This is a genomic window from Sphingomonas sp. CCH15-F11 (genome assembly GCF_001557005.1).
GTDB lineage: Bacteria > Pseudomonadota > Alphaproteobacteria > Sphingomonadales > Sphingomonadaceae > Sphingomonas.
The window spans coordinates 1-26,979 of sequence record NZ_LSKG01000020.1; the positions used below are offsets into that span (position 1 = coordinate 1).

At 67.6% G+C, this 26,979-nt stretch carries 18 protein-coding genes, 1 tRNA gene and 1 pseudogene; 11 read left to right on the plus strand and 9 right to left on the minus strand.

Annotated elements, in window-relative coordinates:
• Positions 1–266: pseudogene (locus AX709_RS02290) on the plus strand (coniferyl aldehyde dehydrogenase); the annotation flags it as partial.
• 235 nt (positions 267–501) lie between these two features.
• On the opposite strand, the gene AX709_RS02295 reads toward AX709_RS02290, so the two are convergent.
• The 4 genes from AX709_RS02295 to hppD form a co-directional block, all read right to left on the minus strand.
• Positions 502–1,092, minus strand: a complete 591-nt coding sequence (locus AX709_RS02295; RefSeq protein WP_066546374.1) for a DUF1989 domain-containing protein — start codon at positions 1,090–1,092, stop codon at positions 502–504.
• A gap of 1 nt (position 1,093) precedes the next feature.
• Positions 1,094–1,801 carry a guanitoxin biosynthesis heme-dependent pre-guanitoxin N-hydroxylase GntA gene (gntA, locus tag AX709_RS02300; RefSeq protein ID WP_066546383.1) on the minus strand — a complete coding sequence of 236 codons (708 nt, stop codon included), beginning with the start codon at positions 1,799–1,801 and terminating at the stop codon, positions 1,094–1,096.
• 57 nt (positions 1,802–1,858) lie between these two features.
• Positions 1,859–3,136, minus strand: a complete 1,278-nt coding sequence (gene hmgA / locus AX709_RS02305) for a homogentisate 1,2-dioxygenase (RefSeq protein ID WP_066546385.1) — start codon at positions 3,134–3,136, stop codon at positions 1,859–1,861.
• A 196-nt stretch (positions 3,137–3,332) separates the two neighbouring features.
• Entirely contained in the window at positions 3,333–4,379 is a 1,047-nt protein-coding gene (hppD, locus tag AX709_RS02310) for a 4-hydroxyphenylpyruvate dioxygenase (protein WP_197419067.1), read from the minus strand.
• A gap of 283 nt (positions 4,380–4,662) precedes the next feature.
• Here hppD and AX709_RS02315 point away from each other — a divergent pair, with 283 nt between their 5' ends.
• From AX709_RS02315 to AX709_RS02355, 9 genes are all read left to right on the plus strand, one after another.
• On the plus strand, positions 4,663–5,115 hold the full coding sequence (locus AX709_RS02315; protein ID WP_066546386.1) for a MarR family winged helix-turn-helix transcriptional regulator: 453 nt from the start codon (positions 4,663–4,665) through the stop codon (positions 5,113–5,115).
• 81 nt (positions 5,116–5,196) lie between these two features.
• Positions 5,197–7,305 carry a malate synthase G gene (locus AX709_RS02320; protein ID WP_066546435.1) on the plus strand — a complete coding sequence of 703 codons (2,109 nt, stop codon included), beginning with the start codon at positions 5,197–5,199 and terminating at the stop codon, positions 7,303–7,305.
• Between the two features lie 116 nt (positions 7,306–7,421).
• Complete coding sequence (locus AX709_RS02325) at positions 7,422–9,605, plus strand: BamA/TamA family outer membrane protein (RefSeq protein WP_066546436.1); 2,184 nt, start codon at positions 7,422–7,424, stop codon at positions 9,603–9,605.
• The gene (locus tag AX709_RS02330; protein ID WP_066546388.1) at positions 9,605–13,834 is read left to right on the plus strand and encodes a translocation/assembly module TamB domain-containing protein; all 4,230 of its coding nucleotides are present in this window, start codon (positions 9,605–9,607) and stop codon (positions 13,832–13,834) included. Before AX709_RS02325 ends, AX709_RS02330 begins: the two co-directional genes overlap by 1 nt.
• A 64-nt stretch (positions 13,835–13,898) precedes the next feature.
• Positions 13,899–15,377 (plus strand): flavin-containing monooxygenase, encoded by a 1,479-nt coding sequence (locus AX709_RS02335; protein ID WP_197419065.1) that lies wholly within the window; start codon positions 13,899–13,901, stop codon positions 15,375–15,377.
• Between the two features lie 91 nt (positions 15,378–15,468).
• Positions 15,469–16,242, plus strand: coding sequence for a trehalose-phosphatase (gene otsB / locus AX709_RS02340; protein WP_231727393.1), 774 nt, complete (start codon positions 15,469–15,471; stop codon positions 16,240–16,242).
• The gene (locus AX709_RS02345) at positions 16,239–18,038 is read left to right on the plus strand and encodes a glycoside hydrolase family 15 protein (RefSeq protein WP_066546395.1); all 1,800 of its coding nucleotides are present in this window, start codon (positions 16,239–16,241) and stop codon (positions 18,036–18,038) included. Before otsB ends, AX709_RS02345 begins: the two co-directional genes overlap by 4 nt.
• Positions 18,035–19,432 (plus strand): alpha,alpha-trehalose-phosphate synthase (UDP-forming), encoded by a 1,398-nt coding sequence (locus AX709_RS02350; RefSeq protein WP_066546441.1) that lies wholly within the window; start codon positions 18,035–18,037, stop codon positions 19,430–19,432. Before AX709_RS02345 ends, AX709_RS02350 begins: the two co-directional genes overlap by 4 nt.
• 105 nt (positions 19,433–19,537) lie before the next feature.
• A complete protein-coding gene (locus AX709_RS02355; RefSeq protein WP_197432007.1) occupies positions 19,538–19,969 on the plus strand; it encodes a hypothetical protein in 432 nt (143 codons plus the stop codon).
• A 7-nt stretch (positions 19,970–19,976) separates the two neighbouring features.
• On the opposite strand, the gene AX709_RS02360 is transcribed toward AX709_RS02355, so the two are convergent.
• Positions 19,977–21,479 (minus strand): anthranilate synthase component I family protein, encoded by a 1,503-nt coding sequence (locus AX709_RS02360; RefSeq protein ID WP_066546397.1) that lies wholly within the window; start codon positions 21,477–21,479, stop codon positions 19,977–19,979.
• Positions 21,480–21,483: 4 nt separating this feature from the next.
• Positions 21,484–23,436 (minus strand): peptidylprolyl isomerase, encoded by a 1,953-nt coding sequence (locus AX709_RS02365; RefSeq protein ID WP_066546399.1) that lies wholly within the window; start codon positions 23,434–23,436, stop codon positions 21,484–21,486.
• A 124-nt stretch (positions 23,437–23,560) separates the two neighbouring features.
• Between AX709_RS02365 and tpiA the strand changes: the two genes are divergently transcribed.
• Positions 23,561–24,310, plus strand: coding sequence for a triose-phosphate isomerase (tpiA, locus tag AX709_RS02370; RefSeq protein ID WP_066546401.1), 750 nt, complete (start codon positions 23,561–23,563; stop codon positions 24,308–24,310).
• An 18-nt stretch (positions 24,311–24,328) separates the two neighbouring features.
• Here the strand turns inward: tpiA and AX709_RS02375 are convergent.
• The 3 genes from AX709_RS02375 to AX709_RS02385 form a co-directional block, all read right to left on the minus strand.
• Positions 24,329–24,405 (minus strand) — tRNA-Met (locus AX709_RS02375).
• A gap of 58 nt (positions 24,406–24,463) precedes the next feature.
• Complete coding sequence (locus AX709_RS02380) at positions 24,464–24,988, minus strand: 2'-5' RNA ligase family protein (RefSeq protein ID WP_066546403.1); 525 nt, start codon at positions 24,986–24,988, stop codon at positions 24,464–24,466.
• On the minus strand, positions 24,985–26,889 hold the full coding sequence (locus AX709_RS02385) for a potassium transporter Kup (RefSeq protein WP_066546405.1): 1,905 nt from the start codon (positions 26,887–26,889) through the stop codon (positions 24,985–24,987). The genes AX709_RS02380 and AX709_RS02385 overlap by 4 nt, the downstream gene beginning before the upstream one ends.
• Between the last annotated feature and the right edge of the window lie 90 nt (positions 26,890–26,979).

A 26,979-nucleotide genomic window follows, 5' to 3' on the forward strand; every position in this document is an offset into this window, starting at 1 on the left:
CCGAGCGCCGCCATGTGCTCGACCGGACGATCTCGGGCGGGGTGACGCTGGAGGACGTGGTGTTCCATGTCAGCGTCGAGGAACTGCCGTTTGGCGGCATTGGTCCCTCGGGCATGGGCGCCTATCACGGGCTGCCGGGCTTCCGCACCTTCAGCCATGCGCGCAGCATCTATCAGCAGCCGAAGATCGACGTCGCCAAACTGGCCGGCCTCAAGCCGCCCTATGGCCCGGCGACACGCAAGGCGGTGCAGCGGTTGATGGGGTGAGTTGGATTTCCGAATTAGCCTGTTTCGGAATTAAACCTGTCCGTGCCGAGCCTGTCGAAGCGCTGTTGAGCGGCAATCTTTCCACGTCATCCCGGCCTTGCGCCGGGGTCCCGCTGCCTGATCCGGCGCAAGAAACAGCGAGACCCCGGGTCAAGCCCGGGGTGACGGGCATTGGGTTCGCCGGGGCGAAGTAAACGCCGCGATGGTGTAGGGGCGTCAGACGCCGTTCGGCGCCTCAGCCTTCGATGCGATAATGGATCGGCTTGAAGCTGCCGCCATTTGAGGCGGGAGCCGAGCAGGCGGTCAGGCCGATCAGCAGGTCCATCTGCGCGGTCAGCGCAATATGATCGCCGGCGCGGCTGACCGGCGGCAGGACGCTTAGCCGGCCGTCGGGTGCGACGGGCACGTTCATGAAGCAGTTGAAGGCGACCGGGATCTGGTCGGGCCGGATACCATGCGGTTCGAGTGCCCCGGCGAGGTTGCCGAAGCAGCCGCGATGGCGGGGCAGGTCGGGGTAAAAATGGTCGAACGTGTCGACCGAACATGGCGTCAGCAGAAAGTCATGGACGCCGACGGTATCGCGCACGATCTCCAGCATCACCCGCGAACGGTTGGAATAGAGCCGGTGCCCGGTGGTCAGCCGGATCGTCTCGGCATAATCGAGCGTGCGGCCTGACGAGAGGACTTCATCGGAATCCACGGCGTTGAACGCGAGCAGGTCGGCGACCTGGCATCCGCGCGGATCGATGACGACAAGTGTCTGGCCAGCCCGCAGGTGAAAGGCGGTGCCGCTGCGTTCGGGGATCTCGACGACGGGTGCGTCCATTTCAGCGCGCGGGGCCGCTATATTCAAAGGGTGCCTGCCAATCCGTGTCGACCATCCGGCCGCTATACTGCCGCGCCTCGCTCACCTCACCGTGGCGGGCAAGCATCGGGTTGCGGCTGCCTGCGATCGCCTCGTCACGGCTCAGGATCTTTTCGCGCATCCCCTCATATTTGCCGTCGGCGCGCAGGCGTTCGAACTGGTCGTGCAGATTGAAGACCATTGCCGGCCGATCAAAGCGGCGCGCGGGGCGGCTGGCATGAGGGTGGAGGCCGACGATGAAGAACGCCTCGCCACCGAAGCTCAGCGAGAAATGCGGGTTGGTCGGGTCGGGGCTGACCTTCGCATCATATTCCTGGCCGCGCCAGACATCCTTGTCCGACAGCGATTGGAGCCGTCGCCACAATGCTCGCTCGAACCCGGCTTCGCTCAGGTCGCCCGGACCGTCGAAGACGACGGCGAAGCTGCGATACATCGCGCGGTCACGCTGATACGCGGCGGCGAAGCGCAGCAGGGCGTCGTGGATGCGCACATCGTCCCATGCGCTGTCGATGCGGTCGCATGCCAGCACCTCCAGCGTGCCGCGCGCCATTGCCGCCTTGGCACCGACGCACGGAAAGTCCGCTGCAGAAACATGCGCGAACATCATCGCTTCCAGCTGCTGCTGTGCTTCGTGCTGCCAGTGGAACATGAAATTTCGGCCAATCGTCATCGGGTTACAGGACACCGCGACAACGGGCCGATGCAGCCAGGGTTCCGCCGTCCCGGCCTATTCGGGCAGATGCGCCTTGGGAAAGCCCGCCCACGCCGCGTCGTAATCGCTCTGGGCGATTTCGGCCGCGAACCGCGTCGGGCGGAACGGCCAGCGGCTTTCGACCATGAACGCCATGGTGCCGTCGATCTTGTGCGGCTTCAGCTCCGCCTCGCTCGCGCCTTTCCAGCTGGCGACGTCGGGCCCGTGCCCGGCCATCTGGTTGTGCAGCGACAGCGCGCCGGGAACGAAGCCGTCAGCCTTGGCATCATAGGCGCCCTGGATCAGCCCCATCGCCTCCGACATCACATTGCGGTGGAACCAGGGCGGGCGGAACGTGTCCTCCGCCACCATCCAGCGCGGCGGGAAGATGACGAAATCGGCGTTGGCGGTGCCCGGCACGTCGCTGGGCGAGGTCAGCACGGTGAAGATCGACGGATCGGGATGATCGAAGCTGACCGTGCCGATCGTGTTGAAGCGGGCAAGGTCGTATCGGCACGGCGCGAGATTGCCGTGCCAGGCGACGACGTCCAGCGGCGAGCGACCGAGATTGGTCGTCCACAGCCGGCCCATGAACTTCTGCACCAGCTCGAAATCGCCCTCGACATCCTCGAACCAGGCCACGGGGGTCTCGAAGTCGCGAGGGTTGGCGAGGCCATTGGCCCCGATCGGCCCCAGGTCGGGCAGGCGAAAGGGCGTGCCGTGGTTTTCGGCGACATAGCCGCGTGCCCGGCCTTCGGGCAGCGTGACGCGAAACCGCACTCCGCGCGGGATCAACGCGATCTGGCCGGGCGACAGGGCGATGCGACCGAGTTCGGTCAGCAATTCGATCCGCCCCTCCTGCGGCACGACGATGAGCTCGCCATCGGCCGAGACGAAGGCGCGCGTCACCATGTCGCGGGTGGCGCGATAGATGTGGACGGCCGCGCCCGACTGGGTCTCCGGGCCGTTCGACGCGAGCATCGTCACCATGCCGTCGATGAAGTCGGTGTCGGCGTCATAGCCGAGCGGCGACCAGCGCAGCCGGTTGGGCGCGAGCGGGGCATCGCCGGTGTCGGGCGCGAACAGGTCCGCGTCGCCATAGGGGTGGAAGGGGGGATGCGTCGCCGACGGGCGCAGGCGGTAGAGCCAGGAGCGCCGGTTTTCATGGCGGGGCGCAGTGAACGCGGTACCGGACAGCTGCTCCGCATAAAGGCCGAAGGCGGGTCGCTGCGGCGAGTTGCGCCCGACCGGCAGCGCGCCGGGCACCGCCTCGGTCGCGAAATGATTGCCGAAGCCGGTCATGTAGTCGGTCATAAATCGCCTCATCTGTCCCTCTCCCCTTGTGGGAGAGGGTTGCGAAGACTTGGCCCGGACTTGGTCCGGGCCTAGTCGTAGCTGGGTGAGGGGAACGCCAAGCTGCTGGCCGGGCTTACCCCTCATCCAACCTTCGCTAGCCAGCGAGCTGGCAAGCTGCGGTAGCCTTCTCCCACGAGGGGAGAAGGTTTTTGTGCTACTCAGCCTTTGCAGGAATGACGCCGCGGCGGATCTGGTCAAGTTCGATGCTCTCGAACAGCGCCTTGAAATTGCCTTCGCCGAAGCCGTCATTGCCCTTGCGCTGGATGATCTCGAAAAAGATCGGGCCGACCATGTTTTCGGTGAAGATCTGCAGGAGCAGGCCGCCGCCGGTCTCCGGCGCGCCGTCGATCAGGATGTGGCGCTTGCGCATTTCGTCCACGTCATGGCCGTGGCCGGGCAGGCGCTTGTCGATCAGGTCGAAATAGGTTTCCGGAGTCGTCTGGAAACGGATGCCGTTGGCACGCAGCGTGTCGACGGTCTTGAAGATATCGTCGGTGGCGAGCGCGATGTGCTGGATGCCTTCGCCCTTATAGTCGCGGATGAACTCCTCGATCTGCGAATGCTCGTCCTGGCTTTCGTTGAGCGGAATGCGGATCTTGTCGTCCGGCGCGGTCATCGCGCGGCTGAACAGCCCGGTCGCGGCTCCTTCGATGTCGAAATAGCGGATCTCGCGGAAGTTGAAGATCCGCTCATAATAGCCGGCCCAATAATCCATCCGGCCGCGCTGCAGATTATGGGTCAGGTGGTCGAGCGTATGCAGCCCGACCGAATGATCGTCGCGGCTCGCGCCCGCCACCGGCTCGAAATCAATGTCATAGATCGTTGCCGCGCCGCGCCGGTCGACCAGATAGAGGTTGGCCCCGCCAATGCCCTCGATCGCCGGGATGTTGAGCTCCGCCGGGCCGACGCGGCCCTCGACCGGCGTTGCGCCGCGCTCGACCGCCAGCTTCAGCGCCTGCGCCGCGTCCTTGACCCGGAACGCCATCGCATTGGCGGAGGGGCCGTGCTGCTCGCGGAACGCCGCGACCTGACCCGAGGGCTCCATGTTGAGGATGAAGTTGATGTCGCCCTGCGCATAATGGCGGACATGCTTCGACCGATGCGTGCCGACATGGGTGAAGCCCAGCTTGACGAACAGGTCGGCGAGCGCGTCGGGGTCGGGCCCAGTGAACTCGACAAACTCGAAGCCGTCCAGGCCCATCGGGTTGTCGCGCGGGGCGGTGGGGTCGGCGGGGCGGGTCGCGGTCATCTGGTCGGTCACGATGTTCTCCGATCGGGTTCGGGTGGAATCTGACAATCTCTAACCTACCACTCATCCTGAGTAGCCGCTGAGCTTGTCGAAGCGGCGTATCGAAGGACGCGCGGTCGCTCTCGTCCTTCGATACGGGCCTTCGGCAGGCTCAGTCCCTACTCAGGATGAGCGGTTCTGGTATTGATCATTTACCTATAGTATCAATTGATACCATTACTCGATCGGAGCCCAGATGCCAAGCCTCAGCCTCGACGATTTCCTGCCCTATCGTTTGTCGATCGCGTCCAACCTGGTGTCGGCGGCAATCGCGACCGCGTACCAGACCTTGTTCGGGCTGAAGATCGCCGAATGGCGGCTGATCGCGGTGCTGGCCGAGGGCGGGGCAATGAGCCAGCAGGCGCTGGGCGCGCGCACGCGGATGGACAAGGTGACGGTCAGCCGCGCGGCGATCGCGCTGGTCGATCGCGGGCTGCTGACCCGTGCGCGCGATGAACATGACAATCGCGCGCATGCCCTTTCGTTGAGCGCCGCGGGCCGCACGCTTTACGAACAGGTCGCGCCGCAGGCGATCGAGCTGGAGGCCGAGCTGTTCGCGGACTTCACCAAGGACGAGCGCGCGACGCTGCGCGCTTTTCTGGCGCGGATCGAGGCGGCTGCGGACGCGATGGCCGTGCAACGGGCTTGATCGAGCGGCGCCTTCGCGGCTAACGACGCCTCTGCCTCCCCAGGGCTGTTCGCGAACCGACGGAGGAATTGCCGCATGCCCATGTCCACCCCCCAGCCGGTCGACCGTGCGGGCCTGAAGGTCGCGGGCGTGCTTGCGCGCTTCATCGAGTCCGAAGTGCTGCCGCCGCTCGACCTCGCACCGCAGGCGTTCTGGCAGGGCGCGCGCGAAATCTTCGACCGCTTCGTTCCCGAAAACCGCGCGCTGCTGGCGCGCCGGGACGAGCTGCAGGCCGAGCTCGACCGCTGGCACGGCGATCACCCCGGTCCGATCCAGAGCCAGCCGGCCTATCAGCAATTCCTGCGCGATATCGGCTATCTGGTGCCCGAGCCCGACGGCTTCACGATCACCACCGCCAATGTCGATGCCGAGATCGCGACGATGGCGGGACCGCAGCTGGTCGTGCCGTCGTTGAACGCGCGCTTCGTGCTTAACGCAGCCAATGCCCGTTGGGGCAGCTTGTACGACGCGCTCTACGGCACCGATGCGCTGCCGGGCACGCCGACGCCGGGCGGCTATGACGCCGCGCGCGGCGCACAGGTGATCGCGGCGGCCAAGGCGTTTCTGGACCAGGCGGTGCCGCTGGTCGACCTGCGCTGGGCTGAATGGGCGGGCGGCGACCTGCCGCTCGCCAAGCCCGAACAGTTCATCGGGTCGCGCGGCGACAATCTGCTGTTCCGCAATCACGGCCTGCATGTCGAGGTGGTGATCGACCGCGCGCATCCGGTCGGCGCGACCGACCCGGCGGGCATTGCCGACGTGATCCTGGAATCGGCGCTGACCACCATCGTCGATCTGGAGGATTCGGTCGCCGCGGTCGATGCCGAGGACAAGACCGCCGCCTATGCCAACTGGCTGGGCCTGATGCGCGGCGACCTGAGCGAGACATTCGACAAGGGCGGGCGGACGATGACGCGCACGCTCAACCCGGACCGCGACTATGCCGCGCCGGATGGCACGCGCTTCACGCTGCCCGGCCGGTCGCTGCTGTTCGTGCGCAATGTCGGCCATCTTATGACGACGCCTGCGCTGCACCTAAGCGACGGGTCGGAAGCGCCCGAGGGCATTCTCGACGCGATCGTCACCTCGACCATCGCGATGCACGACCTGAAGGGGCTGGGCCGCACGCGCAACAGCCGCGCCGGATCGGTCTATATCGTCAAGCCCAAGATGCACGGGCCGGAGGAAGCGGCCTTCACCAACCGGCTGTTCGACGCGGTCGAGGATCTGCTGGGCCTCACGCGTCACACGGTCAAGGTGGGCGTGATGGACGAGGAGCGGCGGACCTCCGCCAACCTTGCCGCGTGCATCCACGCCGTGCGCGAGCGGATCGTCTTCATCAACACCGGCTTCCTCGACCGCACCGGCGACGAGATCCACACCGCGATGCGTGCGGGCGCGATGATCCCCAAGGCGGAGATGAAGGCGACCGACTGGATCAAGGCCTATGAGGACCGCAATGTCCGCATCGGGCTGAAGCACGGCCTGTCGGGCCGCGCGCAGATCGGCAAGGGCATGTGGGCCGCACCCGACCGCATGGCCGACATGATCGAGCAGAAGATCGGCCATCCGATGAGCGGGGCCAACACCGCCTGGGTGCCATCGCCGACCGCCGCGACGCTGCACGCGATGCACTATCACCAGGTCGACGTGTTCGCCCGCCAGCGCGCGATTGCCGCGGAGGCGGTGCCGGCGCTCGACGCGCTGCTGACCGTGCCGGTCGCGGTCGACGGGCGCAACTGGAGCGCCGAAGAGGTCACACGCGAACTCGACAACAATGCGCAGGGCATATTGGGTTATGTCGTGCGCTGGATCGACCAGGGCGTGGGCTGTTCAAAGGTGCCCGACATCAACGATATCGGATTGATGGAGGATCGCGCGACGTTGCGGATCAGCTCGCAGCATCTGGCCAACTGGCTGCTGCACGGCATCGCGACCCCGGAGGAGGTCGACGCGGCGCTGCGCCGCATGGCCGCCAAGGTCGACGCACAGAATGCCGGCGATCCCGCCTATCGCGCGATGGCCGGGCGCGAGACGCAGAGCCTGGCCTATCAGGCTGCGCGGGCACTGGTCTTTTCGGGCGTCGATCAACCCAATGGCTATACCGAGCCGTTGCTGCATCATTATCGCCGCGTGCAAAAAGCTGGCTGAAACCCGATCGCGATTGATGCGTTGGCATCTTTCGCGAAGTGCCTGTTCCAGCGGGGCGGGAAGAGCCGAAAGAAGGCGCGGTGCAGGCCAAGGGGTTGACGAGTTGCGCAATAGTGGTGCTGGCGGGCCTGAGCCTGGCGGCATCGCCATGCCATGCGCAGGACACGCCAAACCCGCAATCCGACAAGCCGATCGTCGCCGACAGCGAGTTCGAGGATGCGCTGCCGCCGCTGTCAGACGACCTGAACGCGCCGCTCGAACCGATGGTGCCGGCGTTGCCCACCCCGCAAGCGCCGCCGGTTCAGCCCGACGCCCCGGAGATTGCAGCGCCCGAGGCGCTTCCCGCCGAGATCGCGCAGCCGCTGCCGGGTCTCGCGCAATTCGACGCGGAGCCGCTTGTCGAGGTGGCCGCGCCCGACGACGAAAATGTCGAGATCCGCTACGACTATACGGTGCGCGGCCTTGATGTCGTCGGGCTGGAGAACGCGTTCGAGGAATTTTCGGCGCTGGAGAAGGGCGACGGCAAGGCGGCGAACGCGACGATGGTTGCCGCGCGTGCCCGCGAGGACGAATTGCTCGCCGTCCGGCTGATGCAGTCGCGCGGCTATTACGATGCCACCGCGACCTCAGTGCTCGAACAGGGCGCGGGACGCGACGGCCGGCTGCGCGCGGTGATCAACGCGGTGCCCGGCGAACGCTATCGATTGGGCGAGGTGAGGGTGGCCCACGATCCGGTGGTGCCGCCCGGACTGGTGCGCGACGCGTTGCCGCTGACCACGGGCGAGCCGATCGACGCCGATCGTGTGCAGGGCGCGGAGGCCAATGTCAGCCTGCAGCTGGTACAGAACGGCTATCCGTTCGCCGAGGTCGGCCAGCGCGACATCCTGCTCGACGAGGTGACGCTGACCGGCGACTACACGCTGCCCGTCGACACGGGGCCGCGATCGACCTTTGGCGGCTTCGTATCGCGTCGCGCGCTGTTGCCGGGCGAGCCGAGGTCGCGCGAACGTGTTGGTGCGGGTCCGGGTCCGGGCGAGGAAGGCGCTGACGCAGCGACCCGCGCGCGTCGCCGCGTCCCCGACGTGTTCGACGCCGAACATCTCGCGCTGCTCGCCCGCTTCGAGCCGGGCGAGCTTTACGACAGCCGGAAGGTCGACGACCTGCGCCAGGCGCTGGTCGCCACGGGGCTGTTCCGCACGGTGTCGGTCGAGCCGCAGCGGACCGGGCGGCCCGGTCCCGACGGCACCGAGCAGGTCGACCTGCTCGTCCGCCAGCGTGCCGGGCCGGCGCGGACGATCTCCGCCGAGGGTGGTTATGGCACTGGCCAGGGCCTGCGCATCGAAGGCGCGTGGACGCACCGAAACCTGTTCCCGCCCGAAGGGGCGCTGATCGCGCGCGCGGTCGCGGGCACGCAGGAACAGGGCGCAAGCGTGACGTTCCGGCGATCGAATGCGGGCCGCCGCGACCGGACATTCCAGGCGACGGTCAGCGCGAACCGGAGCAATTACAATGCGTTCGAAGCGTTCACCGGCGGCATCGCCGCGCGCTGGTCCTATGATTCCACGCCGATCTGGCAAAAGCGTTTCACTTATGCCTACGGCTTCGAGCTGATCGGCACGAACGAGGATAATTTCGACCTGGCGCGCAGCGTGCCCGATCGCGGCACCTATTTCATCGCCGCGCTGCCGCTGTTCGCCGGTTTCGACACTTCCGACGACCTGCTCGACCCGACCCGGGGCTTTCGCCTCAATGCAACGGTGCGGCCGGAGACGTCGGTGCGCGGCGCGTTCCGCCCCTATGTCGCGACGATCCTGGAGGGCACCGCCTACTACCCGGTGCGCGACGACCTGGTGATCGCGGGACGCGTGCGGGTCGGGTCGATTCAGGGCGTCGAGCGCAATGACCTCGCCCCGTCGCGGCGGTTGTACAGCGGCGGCGGCGGTTCGGTGCGCGGTTTCGGCTTTCAGGAACTCGGACCGCGGGTCGAGATCATCGAGATTGACGAGGAAACCGGCGAACCCAGTTCCAGCTTTCGCTACATCGGCGGGCGCAGCCTGAACGAGTTCGCGCTGGAGGCGCGCTATCGCTTCGGCAATTTCGGCATCGTGCCGTTCATCGATGCGGGACAGGCCTATACCGGCACGCTCCCCGAATTTTCCGACATCCGTTTCGGCGTCGGGGTCGGCGCGCGCTACTATACCAATTTCGGACCGCTGCGGATCGACGTGGCGACGCCGATCAACCGGCGACCGGGCGAGTCGACCCTGACGCTTTACCTCTCGATCGGGCAGGCGTTTTGATGGACGACGCCGCACCCGGACCCGCACCTGCCGAGGCGACGGCGCGTCGTCCGGTGGCCGGGCGCGTGCTGCGCGGGTTGGCAATCGCGATCGTCGCGTTGCTGGCGCTGCTCGTCCTCGCCGCAGTTGTGCTCAGCACGTCGCCGGGTCGCCGCTTCGTCGCCGACCGGATCAACGGCTATACGCTCGCATCGGGGCTGAACCTTCAGGTCGGGCGGATCGACGGGTCGATCTATGGCGCGATGGTGCTTTACGATGTGCGGCTGCGCGATCAGCGCGGCGTCTTTGCGACGTCGCCAGAGCTGCGGCTGGACTGGCGCCCGCTGGCGTTTGCGCGCAACCATGTCGACATCCGCGCGCTGACCAGCCCGCTGATCCGCATCGCGCGGTTGCCGGAGCTGAAGGCGGTGCCGAGCGATCCCGACGCGCCGATCCTGCCCGACATCGACATCGACGTGGACCGGCTTGCCATCGACCGCATCGAACTCGCGCCGCCGGTCGCGGGCCGGCGCGCGACGTTGCGGCTGGCGGGGGCAGCGCACATCGCCGACCGCCGCGCCCAGATAAATGCGGAAGCGGTCGCGATCGCCGCGCCTGGACTGGCGGGTGGCGACCAGCTGATGCTGCGGCTCGACGCCGTGCCCGATGCCGACCGCCTCGACCTCGCGCTCGACCTGCGCGCACCCAAGGGCGGCGTGCTGGCCGGCATCACCGGTGCCGACCTGCCCCTGCAACTGATGGTCGGCGGGCGCGGCAGCTGGGCGCGCTGGGACGGTCGCGTGCGCGGCGCGATGGGCGGACAGCCGCTCGCCGATCTGGGCGTGGCGGCACGCGACGGGCGCTTCGCGGTGCGCGGCATCGCCCGACCCGGACTGGTGCTGGAGGGGCCGGTCGAGCGGCTGACCCGCCCGGGCCTCAAGGTCGCGCTCGACGCGACGCTGGGCGATGCGCGCCGGGTCGATGCCGATCTGCGGCTGTCCTCCGATGCGCTGGCGATGACCGCGCGCGGGCTGCTGGATCTCGGTGCCAGCCGCTTTGGCGACGTCCGCGTCGACGCGCTGTTGCGCACGCCGGGCGCGATCGCGGACAATCTGAACGGCGACACGGTGCGCGCGACGCTGGCACTCGCCGGACCCTTTGCCACGCCGACGGTCGATTATCGGGTGACCGCCGCCGCGATCGGGTTCGGCACCACCGTTGTCGAGCGTTTGCAAGCCGAAGGCCGGGCGACGGTTGATGCCGACCGCATCCTCATCCCGGTGTCGGCGCGCGCGATGCGGGTGCGCGGGCTCAACGCCGCGGCGGGCGGCTTGCTGACCAATGTCCGGGTCGACGGCGACCTGGCGGTGAATGGCGCGACGATCCTGTCGGACAATCTACGGCTGCGATCCGATCGTATCGAGGCGACCGCGATCCTGGTCGCCGATATCGCCGCGGGACGCTACACCGGTGCGCTGAAGGGGCGGGTGAACGATTATCGCATCGACAGCGTCGGCATCGTCAATGTCCAGACCGACGCCGATCTCTATACCGCCCCCGGCGGCGGTTACGGCATTCGCGGGCGCGTCGCGTTGCGCACTGCGCGGATCTTCAACGACGGCGCGCGATCGTTCCTGGGCGGCAACGCCTATGCCAGCGCGCAGGTCGGCATCGCGCCCGACGGCCGGCTGACGCTGGCGCGGCTGCGGCTCAACGCGCCCGATTTCCGCATCACCGACGGGTCGGGCAGTGTGGTCGCCGACGGGCCGATCCGCTTCGCCGCCACCGGCTATTCGACTCAGTACGGCCCGGTGGCCGCACAGGTCGAGGGGACGGTGGCCCGGCCCGTCGTCCTTCTGCGCGCCGCGCGCCCGGGGGTCGGCGTCGGGCTGAGCGACCTGGTCGCGCGCGTGCGCGGACAGGGGGACGGATACGCGATCGTCGCCAATGGCGAAACCGATTACGGGCCCGTGCGCGCCGACGTGCTGCTGCGCACCGCAGGCGCGTTGAGCGTCGACGTCCGCGCCGCGCGCTTCGCCGGCATGGACATTACGGGGCGGCTTCGCCAGGCCCCGGCCGGGCCGTTTGCAGGCGCGCTCGATTTCGGCGGATCGGGCGTCAACGGCGTCGCCCGACTGTCGGCCGCGGGCGCGACGCAGCGGGTGGATGTAAATGCGCGCGCCAGCAACGCGGTCATTCCGGGCGATGCCGGCCTGACCATCGGACGGGCGACGATCACCGGCAGCGCGCTGCTCGCGGAAACCCCGACGATCACGGGTGACGCGCAGTTCGCCGACGTCAGCACCGGCAATTTCGTGCTCGCGCGCGGGCGCGGCCGGATCAACCTGCGCGGCGGCAGCGGCACCGCGCAGCTGTTCGGCGAAGGATCGTCGGGCGTGCCGTTCCGCATCGCCGCCAATGCGCGCATCGCACCCGACCAATATGTCGTCGCGCTGGAGGGGGCGGGCAACGGCATCGACTTCCGGACCGCCACGCCGGCCCGCATCGTTCGCAGCGAAGGGGTGTGGCGGCTGGCACCGACGCGGATCGACCTGAAGGGCGGATCGATGACGCTCGCCGGCCGCTATGGCAATGGGCTGGCGATGCAGTCGCGGATCACGTCGCTTGACCTGTCGCTGGTCAATGCCTTCCTGCCGGGGCTGGGCATCGCGGGCGCCGCCAGCGGCAGCGTCGACTTCACGCAGGGGCAGGGTGCCCGCGTGCCCGAGGCGGACGCGCGCTTGACGATCAAGGGGTTCCGCCGGTCGAGCCTGAGCAGCGTGTCGGCGCCCGTCGACATCGTCTTTGCGGGCAATGTCGATGCCGGCGGTGGCCAGGGGCGGGCGCTGATTCGGCGTGGCGACACGACGATCGGGCGCATGGTCGCGACGCTCGCGCCTTTGCCCGCCGGGGCGGGGGGCTGGGTCCAGCAATTGCTGGCCGCGCCGCTCGACGGCGGCCTCCGCTACAACGGCCCGGCGGGCGTGCTGTTCTCCTTTGCGGGCATTGCCGACCAGCAACTGTCGGGGCCGGTTGCGGTGGGCGTGGATTTCGGCGGACGGCTGGGCGCGCCGCAGCTGAACGGCGTGGTCCGGGCGACCAACCTCACCTATGACAACGAAACCTACGGCACGCGGCTGACCGCGATGCGACTGAACGGCCGCTTCACGCGCGACCGGTTCGACCTGACCGACCTGAGCGCGCGCGCGGGCGAGGGCACGGTGCAGGCCACGGGCACGATCGGGCTGGCCGCAGACCGGGGCTTTCCGATCGACATCCGTGCCAAGCTGGCCAATGCGCGGCTGGCGCGCGGCGATTCGCTCGGCGCGACCGCCACCGGGGATATCCGTATCGTCAACGGGCCGGATGGCGGCGGCATTACGGGTCAGCTGACGATCCCCGAGGCGCGGTACCAGATCGTCTATCAGGGCGCGTCGGAAGTGCCCGCGCTGACCGGCGTCCGCCGCAAGCGCGAGATTGCGCGCGCGGCCGATGCCCGCGCCCGCCCACGCCCAACACCGCCGCCGACGCCGGGCAATTTCCGCCTCAACCTGAGGATCAACGCCGACAACCGCGTGTATGTCAGCGGGATGGGGCTCGAATCCGAATGGAGCATCAACCTGCGCGTCCGCGGCACCGCCACCGACCCGCGCGTCGTCGGGCGTGCGGAGGTGATCCGCGGCACCTACAGTTTTGCGGGGAAGCGGTTCGACCTGACGCGCGGCATCGTCAATTTCGAAGGCGGTCCGGTCAGCAACCCGCAGCTCGACATCGCGGCCAGCACGCGCGCGGATGACGTGACGGCGACGCTCAGCATCAGCGGTTCGGGTCAGTCGCCGCGGGTCGTGTTCAGCTCGACGCCCGCGCTCGCCCAGGACGAGGTGCTGTCGCGGCTGCTGTTCGGGCGGTCGGTCACCGACCTGTCGGCGACCGAGGCGATCCAGCTTGCCGCGGCGCTCAATTCGCTGCGCGGCGGTGGCGGCGGGCTCAATCCGCTGGGCAGCCTGCGCTCCGCGGTCGGTATCGACCGGCTGCGCATCCTGGGCGCGGATGAGGCGAGCAATCGCGACATCGCGCTGGCGGCGGGGCAGTACATCACCGACGACATCTATGTGGAGATCATCACCGATGCGCGGGGCTTTACCGCCACGCAGCTGGAAATCGCGCTGACCCGCGCGCTCAGCGTCCTGTCGCAGACCAGCTCGTTCGGTGGCTCCAACGTCAATGTCCGCTACTCGCGCGACTATTGACACCGATGTAAATTCTTCCCTTCCGCGCCGCGATCCCTTACGCTTCCGGGTGAAGAGGATGCGCATGACCGAGCATGTCGACGTGATCGTGGTGGGTGCGGGCCTGTCCGGCATCGGCGCGGGCTATCATCTCCGGACGCGTTGCCCCGACCGCAGCTTCGTCATCCTGGAGGGGCGTGACCGCATCGGCGGGACGTGGGATTTGTTCCGCTATCCGGGCATCCGTTCGGATTCGGACATGTACACGCTGGGCTTTTCGTTCCGGCCATGGACCCAGGCCAAGGCGATCGCCGACGGCCCGGCGATCCTCAACTATCTCCGCGAAACGGTGCGCGAGCACGACCTCGACCGGCATATCCGGCTGCAGCACCGCATGGTGCGCGCAGAATGGTCGAGCGAGGCGGCGCGCTGGACGATCGAGCTGGAAATCGGGCCCGGTGGCGAGAAGCGGCAGATGACCTGCGCCTTCCTGTTCATGTGCTCGGGCTATTACAACTACCAGCGCGGCTATACCCCCGACTTTGCGGGGATCGACGGCTTTGCGGGGCGCGTGGTGCACCCGCAATTCTGGCCTGACGATCTAGATTATGCCGGCAAGCGCGTGATTGTCATCGGCAGCGGCGCGACCGCAGTGACGCTGGTGCCCGAGATGGCGAAGCAGGCAGCGCAGGTGACGATGCTGCAGCGGTCGCCGACCTATATCGTGTCGCGTCCGTCGGAAGACGGGATCGCCAATGCGATGCGCCGGGTGCTGCCCGCGCGCCTCGCCTATGCCCTGACCCGCTGGAAGAATGTGGCGATGCAGCAGTTCTTCTATCGAATCGCCCGCAAGCGTCCGGCGGAGACCAAGCAGCGGCTGGTCGGCATGGTTCGCGACGAACTCGGCAGCGGCTACGATGTGGAAACGCATTTCACGCCAAGCTATAACCCGTGGGACCAGCGCATCTGCCTGGTGCCCGACGCCGATCTGTTTGCGGCGATCCGTTCGGGCGCGGCTGCGGTGATGACTGGACAGATCGACCGGTTCGTTGCCGACGGCATCCGGCTGACCACGGGCGAGGTCCTGCCCGCCGACATGGTTGTCACCGCGACCGGGCTGGAGCTGCAGCTGATGAGCGACGTGCCGCTGTGGATCGACGGCAAGCGCGTCGACCCGGCGGAGACGCTGAATTACAAGGGGATGATGTTCAGCGGCATCCCCAATCTTGCCTACACTTTCGGCTATACCAACGCGTCGTGGACGCTGAAGGCGGACCTGACGTCCGAATATGTCTGCCGCCTGCTCAACACGATGCGCAAGCGCGGGCTGCGCCAGTGCACGCCGCAGCCTTCGGGCGCGATCGAGCCTGCGCCCTTTCTCGATTTCACGTCGGGCTATGTCCAGCGCGCGCTGGCGCGCTTTCCCAAACAGGGATCGCGCAAGCCGTGGCGGCTTAACCAGAATTATATGCGCGACGTGATGACGTTGCGCTTCGGGTCGGTGGACGACGAGATGGTCTTTTCCAACCCCGAACCCCGCCGGGACCGTCAACGCGCGGCGTGATCGCCGACGACCGACCCGCCGCCACGCTTTGGTGTTGCAGTGCGAAACAAATTCGCGCCGGATGCGTTCGTCATCGCGGGAGGCAGAATTCATGATCGAAGCCGATCGGAGAGGCGAGCCGATGGTCGACCTCGCGCGCCCGCCATCGGCGCTGGGCGACGGAGCCGCGCTGTTTCTCGATTTCGATGGCACGTTGGTGGCGATCGCCGCGCGTCCCGATGCCGTATGCGTCTCGCCAGATTTGCCCGCGCTGATCCAGCGCCTGCGCGATCGGCTGGGTGGGCGGCTGGCGATCATCAGCGGCCGCGCGCTCGACGATCTGGATGCGTTGCTGGAGCTTCCGGACATCGCGGCAAGCGGCAGCCATGGCGCCGAGCTGCGCTGGCCGGACGGCACGCGACAGCCGGTGAATCGTCCAGTGGCGCTCGATGGAATCACTGCCCAACTCCATGCTTTCGCCGCCGATCACTCCGGTACGCTCGTCGAAGCGAAGCCGCTGGGGGTGGCGCTGCATCATCGCGGCGCGCCGGATGCTGCGGATGCGTGCGCAGCAATCATGCAGCATTTCGCGGAGTCGGAGGGGTTTGCGCTGCAGACAGGAAAGATGGTGCACGAGCTTCGCCTGCCCGGATCGACCAAGGGCGATGCCGTGCGCGCGTTCATGGCCGACCCGCAGTTCGCCGGCAGCGTTCCGGTGTTCGTCGGCGACGATGTGACGGATGAGGAGGGATTTTTGGCGGTGGCGGGTTTTGGTGGACTGGGTGTGCTGGTCGGCGAACTGCGCGAGACCGCTGCACGCGCGCGGCTGGACGATGTCGCGGCGGTGCACGACTGGCTGTCCGGTCTGGTGGGAGCGGGGCATTGAGCGCGGCGACGCTCGACCTCTGGCCGATCGGCAATTGCCAGGTCAGCGCGCTGATCGACCGCAATGCGCGGATGGTATGGGCATGCGTGCCCCGCGTCGACGGCGATCCGATGTTTTCCGCGCTCATCGCCGGGCACGACCCGGGATCGGCTGACGCGACCGGACTGTGGGCGATCGATCTGGAGGGATGCGTGTCGGTCGCGCAGCATTACCTGCCCAACACACCGATCCTGGTCAGCACGCTGACCGATGCGGAGGGGAGCGCGATCGAGATCGTCGATTTCTGTCCGCGCTTCGAGCGGCTGGGGCGCACCTATCGTCCGGTCGCCTTTGCCCGTCGCGTCCGCCCGCTGTCGGGACGGCCACGGATCCGCGTTCGCCTGCGTCCCACGCGCGGCTGGGGCGATGCGGCGATTGAGCGGACCAGCGGGTCCAACCATCTGCGCTATCGCCTCGATGGCATGTTTGTCCGCCTGTCGACGACGGCGCCGGTCGGCCTGATCGAGGCTGAGCGCGCATTCCGGGTCGAGGGGCCGCTGCATTTCTTCCTGGGTCCGGACGAGAGCTTTTCGGGCGATATCGCGACCACGTTCGAGGAGATGCTGAGCTATACCACCCGCCATTGGCAGCATTGGGCGCGGGGGCTGGCGACGCCGTTCGAGTGGCAGGACGTCGTCATCCGCTGCGCGATCACGCTGAAGCTTTGCCAGCACGAGGAAACCGGCGCGATCGTCGCCGCGCTGACCACGTCGATTCCGGAACATGCCGGGTCGCAGCGCAACTGGGACTATCGCTATTGCTGGATCCGCGATGCCTATTACACGGTGCAGGCGCTCAACCGCGTTGGCGCGCTCGACGTGCTGGAGGGCTATCTCGGCTATCTGCGCAACATCGTCGATCAGGCGCAGGGCGGCGACATCCAGCCGCTCTATGGCGTCCTCGGCGAGCAGGAGCTGACCGAACGCACCGCGCCGGGCCTCGCCGGCTATCGCGGCATGGGGCCGGTTCGCGTCGGCAACCAGGCGTATGAGCAGCGCCAGCACGACGCCTATGGCCAGATCGTGCTGTCCAACGTTCAGGCGTTTTTCGACGCGCGGCTGTTCCGCGTCGCCAATGCCGAGGATTTCGAGGCACTGGAGCGCGTCGGCGAGCGCGCCTGGCAATTGTATGATCAGCCCGACGCGGGTTTGTGGGAGCTGCGCACGCGTCAGGCGGCGCACACCTATTCCGCCGCGATGTGCTGGGCAGCATGCGACCGGCTGGGCAATGCGGCGACGCGGCTCGGTCTCGATGCGCGCGCCGACTTCTGGAACGCGCGCGCCGACGTCATGCGCGCGCGGATCGAGGATGCAGCCTGGCGCCCGGGCACCAACCGGATTTCGGCGACCTTTACGGGCGATGATCTCGACGCCAGCCTGTTGCAGCTGCTCGACCTGCGGTTCCTGTCACCCGACGATCCGCGCTTTCGGGGCACGCTGGACGCTGTCGAGACCGGGCTGCGGCGCGGATCGCACATGCTGCGCTATGATACCGAGGACGATTTCGGCCTGCCCGAAACCGCATTCAACGTGTGCACCTTCTGGTTGATCGAGGCGCTGCATTTCACCGGCCGCGATGCCGACGCGCGTGCCCTGTTCGAGGAAATGCTGGCGCGCCGCACCGCCGCCGGCCTATTGTCGGAGGATATCGACCCGGCCAGCGGCGAACTCTGGGGGAACTATCCCCAGACCTATTCGCTGGTCGGTATGATCAATTGCGCCGTCCTGTTGAGCAAACCGTGGAGCGCGATCCGATGAACCGGCTGATCATCATTTCCAATCGCGTGTCCGCGCCGACCGATTCGAAGTCGGGGGCGCAGGGCGGGCTGGCGGTCGCGCTCGCGGCGGCGCTGCGCGAATATCGCGGGCTGTGGTTCGGATGGTCGGGCGAGACGACGGACGTGTTCAGCGGCCATATCAACTTCCAGCGCGCGCATGGCGTCACCACGGCGACGGTCGACCTGGAGGAACAGGACGTCGACGAATATTATAACGGTTTCGCCAATCGTACGCTGTGGCCGCTGTTCCATTACCGCATCGACCTGGCCGAATATGCCCGCGACTTCGCAGGCGGCTACAAGCGTGTGAACGAGCGGTTCGCCGATACCGTCCGCCCGCTGATCGAGCCGGACGACGTGATCTGGATCCAGGATTATCACATGTTCCCGCTCGGGGGCGAGCTGCGCGACCGGGGCTGCAAGAACCGGATCGGCTTTTTCCTCCACATTCCGTGGCCGCCGCGCCGGCTGCTCAATACATTGCCCGAGGCGGGCGAGCTCGTCGCGACGCTGTTCGCCTATGACGTCATCGGCTTTCATATCGAGGAGTGGCTGGAAAGCTTCTGCGATTTCGCGATCAAGGATCTGGGTGCCGAGCGGATCGCGCCGGACGTGCTGAAACTGGGCGCGCGCACGGTGCGCGTCGTCGCCAACCCGATCGGCATCGACACGCAGGAATTCGTCGCCGCCGCCAATTCGCCGCCCGCACGGCTCAGCTATCGGCGGATGCGCGACAGTGCGGTCGGGCGCGACATGATCGTCGGAGTCGACCGGCTGGACTATTCCAAGGGGCTGGAGGAACGCTTCCTCGGCTATGAGCAGTTCCTCAAGGATCACCCCGAGGAGCGCAAGGAGGTGTTCCTGCTCCAGATTGCGCCGCCGTCGCGCGGCGCGGTCGAGAGTTATCAGAAGATCCGCGCCACGCTGGAGGGGCTGTCGGGCCGGATCAACGGCGGCTATGCCGATGTCGACTGGGTGCCGATCCGCTATGTCAATCAGGGCTATCCCCGCGACGTGCTGGCCGGCATCTATCGCGCGGCGCGGATCGGTCTGGTGACGCCGTTGCGCGACGGGATGAACCTGGTCGCCAAGGAATATGTCGCGGCGCAGGATCCGGAGGACCCCGGCGTGCTGATCCTGTCACGCTTTGCGGGCGCGGCCGCGCAGCTGGGCGAAGGCGCGTTGCTTGTCAATCCGTACAGCGCGGAGGAGATGTCCGACGCGATCCTGCGCGCGCTGCGCATGCCGCGCGACGAGCGCCAGGCGCGGTGGCGGCGGATGATGGACAATGTCGAGCAGCAGGACGTGATCTGGTGGCGCAAGCGCTTCACCGACCTGCTGATGGACGATGTCGAGGTCTCGGCAGAGGCCTGACCGCGCCGACCCGGTTCAGCTTCTGGAAAGCCGGCTTCGTCGAGGATGCGCAGTCACCTTTGACGATCGATGCGGAGTAACGCGATGCTCTTTGCGGTTTTGGCGTTGCTCGCCGCCCCGGCGGGGCAGGATGCGGAGCCGGCTGCGGGCGGCACGCCGCCGCAACGGATTATCAACCTGATCGTTTATGGCGACGATCCCTGCCCAAGCGGCGGCCCCGACGACATCGTCGTATGCTCGCGCGAGGATCGCGACGAGCAGTACCGCATTCCCAAGCAGTTCCGTGAACGCCCCGTCGAGCCTCCCAGCGCAAGCTGGACGCGGCGCGCCGAATTGATTGAGGAAGTCAATCGCGTCGGCCGTCCCGGCAGTTGCTCCCCGGTCGGAACCGGCGGTCAGACCGGGTGCAACAGCGCGTTGCTTCGGCTGTGGCGCGACGATCGCGACGCGAAGCGGGTCGAGGCGGGGCGGCTGGAGTCCACCCTGCGCCGCGACGATGCCGAGGACGACGACAACGACGACGACAAGGACGATTGAGCGCGGTCTATTGCCCGAAGCCGGGCGCCGCCGCGCGCGCCAGCGCGTCGCGGGCGGCCGCGAGAAGCGCGCCGGCCTTGGCTTCGCACTCGCGCTGTTCATAGGCGGGGTCGCTGTCGGCGACGATCCCTGCGCCCGCCTGAACATGCATCACCCCGTCCTTGACCACCGCGGTACGCAGCACGATGCAGCTGTCCATCGATCCGTCGGGTGAGAAATAGCCGACGCCGCCGGCATAGGCACCGCGCGTTTCGGGTTCGAGCTCCGCGATGATCTCGCACGCGCGCACCTTTGGCGCGCCGCTGACGGTTCCGGCGGGGAAGCCAGCGAATAACGCGTCGATCGCGTCACGCGCCGGCGCGATACGCCCGACCACATTCGATACGATGTGCATGACGTGGCTGTAGAATTCGACCATGTAGCTGTCGGTCACCCGCACGCTGCCCGCTTGTGCTACCCGGCCGACATCGTTGCGGCCCAGATCGAGGAGCATCAGATGCTCGGCGCGCTCCTTGGCATCGGCGAGCAGGCTGGCGCGGTTCGCCTCGTCCTCCGCCGCGTTCGCGCCGCGCGGGCGCGTGCCGGCGATCGGACGGATCGTCACCTCGCCGTCGCGTACCCGGACCAGGATTTCGGGGCTCGAGCCCGTCAGCGCGAACCCGGGCAGGTCGAGATGGTAGAGAAAGGGCGACGGATTGATCCGGCGCAGCGCGCGATAAAGCTCGAACGGCGGCAGCGGGAAGGGGGCGCGGAAACGCTGCGCCAGCACGACCTGAAAGATGTCGCCCGCGGTGATGTAATCCTTTGCGGCGGCGACCATTGCCCGATACCGCCCGGCGGGCAGCACGGGTTCGAGCGCGATGTCGCAGGCCGCATCGATCCGCGCGGGCGCGGGCAGCGGGCTGGCGGTGAGCGCGGCGGCGGTCGCCTCGATCCGGTCGGCCGCGCGATCGAGCGTCGCGTCGATGCCGTCGCCGGGCCAGACCGGCGCGACGATGAACAGCGCGTCCGCCAGCCGGTCGAAGATCAGGATGACGGTCGGGCGCACGAACATCATGTCGGGCACGTCGATCGGATTTGCCGGCGGGCGCGGCAGTCGTTCGACGAGGCCGACGGTCTCATAGCCGAAATAGCCGACCAGACAGGCTAGCGCGCGGGGGAGCTCGCCCGGCACGTCCATGCGGCAATCGGCGACCAGCGCGCGCAGCGCGTTGAGACTGGGCGCGTCGCACGGGATGAAGGCGTCGCGGTTGGTCAGCCAGTCGCGGTTGATCGACGCATTATTGCCTTCGGCCCTGAATACGAGATCGGGGGCCAGCCCGATCAGGCTGTGGCGCCCGCGCACCGACCCGCCCTCGACCGACTCGAGCAGGAAATCGCCGCGCCCCGGCTGCATCAGCTTGAGCGCGGCGGCGACCGGGGTTTCGGTATCCGCGACCTGGCGTTGCCACACCAGCGCGGGCACCCCGCGCGCCAGCGCGTCGCGGGCGCGATCGAGCCCCTGGATCATCGGGTCACGGCGTCGGCGCGGACTGGCCGGCAAGGTCGCTGCGGACCTTGTTCAAGGCGCCCAGGTTGCGCTTGACGCCGGCCTCTGCTTCGGCCGCCTTCACGAATTGTTCGGCATATTCGCGACCGATCACCCCGCCCAGCGCGGAGCGGCTTGCGCCGATCAGCTGCGCATTGCCCTTGGCATCGCCGGGGATGATGTCCTCCAGATACACGACGAACCAGCCGCTCGTATTGTCGCCGCGCGCAATCTTGGCGCGCTTCTCGGTCATCGCGAACATCAGCTCGATCGCTGGCGGCACCTGGGCCTCGCGGTTGCGCTGCTGCGCGGCGAGCTGCGCGCGCGAGAGCTTTGCCGGCGTCGGGGCGGGCAGCTTGAGCCCGGTCTGGCGCATCGCGTCGGGCAGCGCGGTGCCGGCATTGACCTTGGCCGCGACCCCCTCAGCAATCGTGCGCGCGCGATCGAAGGCGCGTTCGGCGACGAAATCACGCAGCACTGCGTCGCGCACCCGTGCCAGCGGCGGCGGGGCGGCTTCCTGGATCGCGCCGAGCGCGACGAGCGCGAAGGTACCGTCTTCACCGACCTGAACCACTTCGGGATCGTCGCCCTGGTTGGCGGCGAAACCCGCCTGGATGATCCGGGCCAGCGCCGGATCGGGTTGGGCCGGCGCATCCGGGTTGAGGCCGTTGGCCAGCACCGACCCGGTCGACTGCGCCTTCAGCTTGGCGTCGGTGACCAGCTCGTCGAAGGTCGACCCTTCGGAAATGCCGTCGTCCAGCTTGCTCTGCATCGCGTTCAGCGCAGCCACGGTCTTGGCCTGACGCAGTTCGGAAGCCAGCGCCTCGCGCGCCTGGGCGAGCGTCCGCGCAGGGACGACGCGGACCGCCTCGACCCGCACCACGTGCCAGCCGAGCGGCGAGCGCACGGGCCCCGCGACCGCGCCCTGCGCGGCGGCAAAGGCGGCGTCGGCCACGGCTGGCGCGGTCTGGCGGCCGAGATCGGCCTTGCTGACTTCGGTGAACAGCGTCGGTTCAAAGCCGGCGGTGCGCGCCGCTGCCTCGAGACTCGTGCCGCCGCGCACTTGCGCTGCCAGCCGGTTGGCGGCGGCCTGATCGGCGATCACCACCTGACGCACGGTGCGCTGCTCGCTCGCGGCGAACCGCGCGGCATCACGCTGATAGGCCTGGGCGATTTCCGCGTCGCTGGGCGTGGTCTGGCCGGCGACCGATTGCGGGGTCACCAGCGCATAACGCACGGTGCGGCGTTCCGGGATCGTGTAGCGGGGCCGGTTGCGGCCATAATAGGCCTGCAGCGCCTTGTCGTCGGGCGGGCCGCCGGCGTCCACCGCCTCGCTGGGGATGAAGCCGATCAGCGCCTCGCGCCGCTCGAGCAGGAGCGAGGCATAGGGTGCCGCCATCGCCGCCGAAATCTGCCGCGCCCCGATCGTCGGGTTGATCAGCCATCCCGCCAGCGTCTCGCGCCGGATATCGTCGCGAAGCTGTTCGGAGGTGATGCCGCGTTCGCGCAGCCGCTGTTCATAGGTCTGCTGGTTGAACTTGCCGTCGAAGCCCTGGAAGGCGGGGATGCTCGCGATCTGGCCATCGACGAACTTCTGGCTCACGACCATTCCCGCGTCCGTCGCGAACTGGCGCAGCACCTGACCGGAAATCAGCTGGTCGAGCACGCTTTCGAGACCCCCCGCCGCGATGAACTGGCTCATGTCGGCGAGCGGGTTGCGCTGGCGTGCGGCCTCGACCTCAAGACGGGCACGCTGGATCAGTTCGGTCGAGGTAATGTCCTCGTCGCCGACGCGCGCGACGCTGGTCGCCGCCGGGGCACCCGAGCGCAGGCCGGTGATGTCGCCCGCAGCAAACGCCAGCGCGATCACGACCAGGAAGACGAGCGTGACGATTCCACCGATGCGCGAGAAGATCAGGCGACGAAAGACTGAGAGCATTGACGGGAGGCCGATCGGTTGAGGTTCCTGGAAACCGGGTCCTAGGCGGGCGCGCCGGGGCTTTCAAGCTTGTGCGCGTGCCGGACTGCGCTAATCGCGGACGCAACGAGCGGGAGGGACAGGCATGACGCGACGCAAGCTGGTGGCGGGCAACTGGAAGATGAACGGGATGGCGCGCGACCTGGACGCGGTGGCGGCGATCGCGGCCGCTGCGCGCGTGCACCCCGATGTCGACGTCGCGCTGTGCGTGCCGGCGACGCTGATCGCGGCCGCGGCGAGCCGGGGCGAAGGCGTCTGGATCGGTGCGCAGGACGTCCATGCCAATGATGCGGGCGCGCATACCGGCTGCCTGTCCGCGCCGATGCTGGTCGAAGCGGGCGCGCGCGTCGTGATCGTCGGGCACAGCGAGCGCCGCGCCGACCAGAACGAAACGAGCCACGACGCCTGGGCCAAGGCGGCGGCCGCGCACCGCCATGCGATGCAGGTCATCCTGTGCGTGGGCGAGACCGAGGCCGAGCGCGAGGCCGGCCGCGCCGAGCGCGTCGTCCAGGCGCAGATCGAGAAGTCGGTGCCCGAGGACGCGACCGGCGACTGGTTCACGCTGGCCTATGAACCGCGCTGGGCGATCGGCACCGGCCGGACCCCGACGCTGGAGGAAATCGCCTGCATCCATGCGATCGCGCGCGCCAAGCTGCGCCAGATGATCGGCGATACTGCAGCGGGCATCCGCATCCTTTATGGCGGCTCGGTGACGGGCGCGAATGCGGGCGCGATCCTGTTTACCGAGAATGTCGACGGCGCCTTGGTCGGCGGCGCCAGCCTGACCGCGGCGAAATTCGTGCCGATCATCGAGGCGGCGGCAGCGGGAAACTGAGCCCGCCGAATATCGCGATGGTAGCGGAGGAGGGACTTGAACCCCCGACACGCGGATTATGATTCCGCTGCTCTAACCAACTGAGCTACTCCGCCCCAGAATACCGGCATCGCGGTCGGCGAGCGCGCGACATAGGGGCGTCGCGCGCGACGGTCAAGCGAACATGTGGCGCGACAGCGGGGCCCAGGGCCCGCCGCGATATTCCCATGCGGCAAGGCCGGAAATGACGAGCGGGCGTGGCGTGAAGCCGGCGGCGAGTTCGTCGAGCAGCGCGCGGGCGGCGCGCGCCGGCACCTTGTTCTGGATCGTCACATGCGGTCGCCATCCGGCGCGGTCCTGCGGCACCAGAAGCGGGGCGAACGCCTCCGCCAGTTCGTCGCGGATCATCGCGAGCCCGGGCGATTCGACGCGAAAGGCAACGCCACCGCCCAGGTTCATCAGCCCGGCGATGCGGGCGTCGGGGCGGGGCTGCCCCCGCGTCGCCGCGTTCAGGCGCTGCTTCAGTTCGCGGAGCAGGTCGGGGGGCAGATGGTGGAACAAGGTAAGGTGCGCGTCGAGCTGGTTGCGCTCGGGCGGGAAGTGGCGCTGACGCAGACCATTGAGCCACGCGAAGTCGGCTGGACCGAACAGCGCGCTGACGATCACGGGTCCGCGCGCGGCGTCGCGGGCGTCGGTCAAATCTCGACCTGGCTGCCCAGCTCGACGACACGGTTGGTCGGCAGGCGGAAAAACTCCATCGCGCTTTCGGCGTTGCGGAGCATCCAAGCGAACAGCTTTTCGCGCCACAGCATCATGCCCGGCTTGTCCGACGGCAGCAGGGTCTGGCGAGCGAGGAAGAAGCTGGTTTCGATCATTCGGAACTCGGATCCGCAATCGCGCACCTGCTTCAGCGCGGCGGGCACATCGGCCTCCTGCATGAAGCCGTAGCGCAGGATCATGCGATGAAAGCCCTGGCCGAGATCCTCCAGCTCGACCCGGCAATCGTCGGCGACATAGGGTTCGTCCTTGATCTTGACGGTCAACAGGATGACCCGGTCGTGCAGAACCTTGTTGTGCTTCAGATTGTGGAGCAGCGCGTGGGGCACGCCATCGGGGGTGCTGGTCATGAACACGGCGGTTCCCGGCACGCGCGTCGCCGAATTGGCGGCCGACGAGATGAACACCTGGATCGGCATGGCGGAACGGCGCAGTTGCTCGATCATCAGCATCCGACCCTTCGACCAGGTGGTGAGGAAGGTGAAGATGACGAGGCCGACAAGCAGCGGGAACCAGCCGCCGTCGGGGACCTTGGTCAGGTTGGCGAGGAAATAGGCACCGTCGACCACGAACAGCAGCGCGAGCAGCGGCACGGAGAAATACCACCGCCACTTCCACAGCGAGAACAGCAGCACGGTCAGCAGGCACGTGTCGATGAACATCGCGCCGGTCACCGCGATGCCATAGGCCGAGGTGAGATTGGACGAGCTCTGGAAGATGAGCACGAGCAGGATGACCATCGTCATCAGCAGCCAGTTGATGAGCGGGATATAGATTTGTCCCGCCGTCGATGCGCTGGTGTGATCGATGCGCAGGCGCGGCATGAAGCCGAGCTGGATCGCCTGTTGCGTAACCGAAAACGCACCCGAGATGACTGCCTGACTGGCGATGATCGCCGCCATCGTCGCCAGGATGACGAGCGGGAAGCGCAGGCTTTCGGGCGCGAGCAGGTAGAAGGGGCTTTCGAGCGCGAGCACGCCGTCGCGCAGCAGCAGTCCGCCCTGGCCCATATAGTTGAGCATCAGCGCGGGCAGCACGAACCACAGCCACGACAGGCGGATGGGATTGCGGCCGAAGTGACCCATGTCGGCATAGAGCGCCTCCGCCCCGGTCACCGCCAGCACCACCGAGCCCAGCGCCAGGAACGCGGCGAGCGGCTCGTCCGCGAAGAACAGCACGGCATGATGCGGGGACAGTGCGCCGAGCACTGCCGGGCTTTGCGAAATGCTGATCGCGCCGAGCGTCGCGATGGTGATGAAATACGCCATCATGATCGGGCCGAAGAACGCGCCGATCCGCGCCGTCCCGTTGCGCTGGATCGAAAAGAGGAAGATCAGGATGAACACCGACGCGGGCAGCACGAGGCCGCCAAAGCCGGGCGCGGCGACCGCGAGCCCCTCGACCGCGCCAAGCACCGTCACCGCCGGCGTGATCATGCTGTCGCCATAGAAAAGCGCGGTGGCGAACACGCCCAGCAGGATGATCCCGGCCGTCCAGCGCCGGTTTCGCGTCTTGCCGGAAATCAGCGCGAGCAGCGCCAGGCTGCCGCCTTCGCCCTTGTTGTCGGCGCGCAGGATGATGAGGACGTATTTCAGCGTCACCACCACCATCATCGACCAGAACATCAGGCTGATGACACCCATCACATGCTGGGTATCGAGCGCGAGCGGATGGTGGCCCGCAAAGGTTTCGCGGAACGCGTAAAGCGGGCTGGTGCCAATGTCGCCGAACACGACGCCAATCGCCGACACGGCGAGTTTCCACACGGCCTGTTCGCGATGGTGCGGCGCAGCGGCTTCGTCTGCGTCGGGTGTGGCCTGCACTGAGGCGGAGCCGGCGCTGGTCAAGGCCGGAAGTCAGTCGGAAATGAGGTCAAAATCATCGAAACGATACCGTGCTTCCGAAACAATCCG

Excerpts from the sequence above, each read along its gene's own strand:
- AX709_RS02295 (WP_066546374.1), bottom strand. The coding sequence starts at position 1,092 with ATGGACGCACCCGTCGTCGAGATCCCCGAACGCAGCGGCACCGCCTTT.
- tpiA (WP_066546401.1), top strand. The coding sequence starts at position 23,561 with ATGACGCGACGCAAGCTGGTGGCGGGCAACTGGAAGATGAACGGGATG.
- AX709_RS02360 (WP_066546397.1), bottom strand. The coding sequence starts at position 21,479 with ATGATCCAGGGGCTCGATCGCGCCCGCGACGCGCTGGCGCGCGGGGTG.
- hmgA (WP_066546385.1), bottom strand. The coding sequence starts at position 3,136 with ATGACCGACTACATGACCGGCTTCGGCAATCATTTCGCGACCGAGGCG.
- gntA (WP_066546383.1), bottom strand. The coding sequence starts at position 1,801 with ATGACGATTGGCCGAAATTTCATGTTCCACTGGCAGCACGAAGCACAG.
- AX709_RS02335 (WP_197419065.1), top strand. The coding sequence starts at position 13,899 with ATGACCGAGCATGTCGACGTGATCGTGGTGGGTGCGGGCCTGTCCGGC.
- AX709_RS02330 (WP_066546388.1), top strand. The coding sequence starts at position 9,605 with ATGGACGACGCCGCACCCGGACCCGCACCTGCCGAGGCGACGGCGCGT.
- AX709_RS02320 (WP_066546435.1), top strand. The coding sequence starts at position 5,197 with ATGTCCACCCCCCAGCCGGTCGACCGTGCGGGCCTGAAGGTCGCGGGC.
- AX709_RS02350 (WP_066546441.1), top strand. The coding sequence starts at position 18,035 with ATGAACCGGCTGATCATCATTTCCAATCGCGTGTCCGCGCCGACCGAT.
- hppD (WP_197419067.1), bottom strand. The coding sequence starts at position 4,379 with ATGGGCCTGGACGGCTTCGAGTTTGTCGAGTTCACTGGGCCCGACCCC.
- AX709_RS02365 (WP_066546399.1), bottom strand. The coding sequence starts at position 23,436 with ATGCTCTCAGTCTTTCGTCGCCTGATCTTCTCGCGCATCGGTGGAATC.
- AX709_RS02315 (WP_066546386.1), top strand. The coding sequence starts at position 4,663 with ATGCCAAGCCTCAGCCTCGACGATTTCCTGCCCTATCGTTTGTCGATC.
- otsB (WP_231727393.1), top strand. The coding sequence starts at position 15,469 with ATGATCGAAGCCGATCGGAGAGGCGAGCCGATGGTCGACCTCGCGCGC.